This is a genomic window from Microseira wollei NIES-4236 (assembly GCF_020521235.1).
GTDB classification, from domain to species: Bacteria; Cyanobacteriota; Cyanobacteriia; order Cyanobacteriales; family Aerosakkonemataceae; genus Microseira; species Microseira wollei.
Genome location: NZ_BLAY01000533.1, coordinates 1 through 544 on the forward strand (window position 1 = coordinate 1; position 544 = coordinate 544).

Here is a 544-nt window from a genome sequence, read left to right on the forward strand (position 1 = left end):
CGCTGCATCTGCCGGACACGGATTCCATGTCCATCTGCTCGTTCAATACCTCGATCTATGTTGCTAATAGGAATGACTCCTTTTATCAGTCCTGTTTTACCCCCTTCTAGGACATCAATCACCATCATTCCAGGAGTAGTCCCAGCAGCAACATGGGCAGATCCGCTGAGGGGATTAGGCCCTCTGAGAGAGATATAGACTTGATTACCATCAGGTGAAATATCGCTCAAATCGGGAGTCTCGCCTATGAGATCGATAGTATTGACTCGATTATTTGAAGTAACATCAAACACCTCAATCAGATTCAAACCCCGATCCGCTACCCACAGGTATTCCCCAACAGCAACAATGCCATGAGAATCCCGCATTGGTGTCGTGTCGTCTGAGAAAATCGTGGTAATTCCTGGCTGATTGGGAAGATTGGATCGACTGTAGCCACTCAGGGGAAACTGATAGACATCAAACTCAGAAGGGTTTTCTGATTGGCTTCCCGCCCCAGAGTTGATATACATGCTCCCTCCTGTCTCTATACCACCACAGCCAT

At 47.6% G+C, this 544-nt stretch carries 1 protein-coding gene; it reads right to left on the bottom strand.

The features are described 5' to 3' along the window. On the bottom strand, positions 1 to 512 hold a 512-nt coding region (locus MiSe_RS49730; protein ID WP_226595017.1), incomplete at its 3' end, for a YncE family protein. Positions 513 to 544 lie beyond the last annotated feature (32 nt).